Raw genomic sequence first — 1223 nt, 5'->3', positions numbered from 1 at the left:
AGTCCAGGGCATAGCGAGTCTCCTCTTCTATGCCAGTTATAACTGTTACCCATGTATCCGGTCTAAAGTGTTACCCATGTTTCCGGTTCATACCCAGCGCCACCGGGCAATGGTTTACTCCCCGCTCAACGCATCAAACTCTTCGCACCCCGTATCAAACCCTTCCGTACAGCTCAGGTTTAACCAGTACAGCGCTTTCTGCTTATTTGGCGTGATAAAGCCTTTCTCCCCCTGCCTGAACAACATCCCTGCCCAGTACTCGGCGTAGCCCGTACGCGAAAGGGCTGAACTTCGCTTGAACCACGAGGCGGCCTGCACGTCATCCTGCGCTACTTCGACGCCGTTGGCATAAATCAGCCCCAGCAGCAGCTGTGCATCGACCGCAGAGTCGCTGTCGATATCTTCGGTTGCCGTGTGCAGCAGTCTGATGGCCTGGGGATAGTCAGTTTTCCCCGCCTGAGTATTCACCAGAATGCGCGCCAGCATGATCGCGCCGCGTTTGCTGCCAGCAATGTTTGCCTGTTGGGCCAGGGCTTTGGCCTGTGAGTAATCGCCCTGCGTAAAGAGGATTTGCGAGAGCAACCCCATGGCGTCGACATCGCCGCCTTTCGCGGCTTTCTCGGCCCACAGCGCGGCCTGCTTGCTGTCGCCGGAGCTGAAGTACGTATCGGCAAGATAATACTGGGCACGCGCATCACCGGCTTCCGCCTGTTTCCGATACTGGCTGCCTATCTCATCGGCGCGGGCGAAGGATGTTAAAAACACTAACAACAGAAAAATGGCTTTCATGGATTCTTATCATCTGGGTACACGCCGCGCAGTATAATCGCGGGCGCAAAAGAAAAAAATGGGTGCATTAAGACCTCAGCATCCTACAAGCCGGGCGGAACCGTTGTTCCGCCCGTAGAGGTTAGCCTGGGTTGCAGGCTAATTTAGCCGCCACCTCCTGATGCTCACTCTTTATTGAAAACTCGCAGAGCCTGCCGCGAGTAATAAAGATAAAGATCACTATCGTCAGGCAAACAATAAAGACGATGCCTAACGCAGTTTTTAATGGCGTCATGCCTTTTACTCCTTGTCAAAAAAAGAATAAGAGGCTACTCTCAACCTGTTGGAGTTGAGGGAGTAGCCTCGGGTTGTACTGACCCCAAAAAGTTGGACAGTTAAACACGAGGCACATAGGTCTGGGTTCGATATTCAATTGGACTCAGACCTTTTAATTT

At 52.7% G+C, this 1223-nt stretch carries 2 protein-coding genes; both read right to left on the bottom strand.

Annotated features, from left to right (window positions below):
• Positions 1-114: 114 nt before the first annotated feature.
• Positions 115-789, bottom strand: coding sequence for a tetratricopeptide repeat protein (locus ACOTXF_RS23740; RefSeq protein WP_008500036.1), 675 nt, complete (start codon positions 787-789; stop codon positions 115-117).
• A 121-nt stretch (positions 790-910) separates the two neighbouring features.
• Positions 911-1063, bottom strand: a complete 153-nt coding sequence (locus ACOTXF_RS23735) for a Hok/Gef family protein (protein WP_047746747.1) — start codon at positions 1061-1063, stop codon at positions 911-913.
• Positions 1064-1223: the final 160 nt, after the last annotated feature.

The sequence above is a fragment of the Enterobacter cloacae complex sp. IR53041 genome, from assembly GCF_049238285.1.
Taxonomy (GTDB): domain Bacteria; phylum Pseudomonadota; class Gammaproteobacteria; order Enterobacterales; family Enterobacteriaceae; genus Enterobacter; species Enterobacter roggenkampii.
This window is presented reverse-complemented; position numbering and strand designations above follow the sequence as displayed.

Bases quoted from the DNA above. Each gene is read 5' to 3' on its own strand.
- ACOTXF_RS23735 (WP_047746747.1), bottom strand. From the start codon at position 1,063: ATGACGCCATTAAAAACTGCGTTAGGCATCGTCTTTATTGTTTGCCTG.
- ACOTXF_RS23740 (WP_008500036.1), bottom strand. From the start codon at position 789: ATGAAAGCCATTTTTCTGTTGTTAGTGTTTTTAACATCCTTCGCCCGC.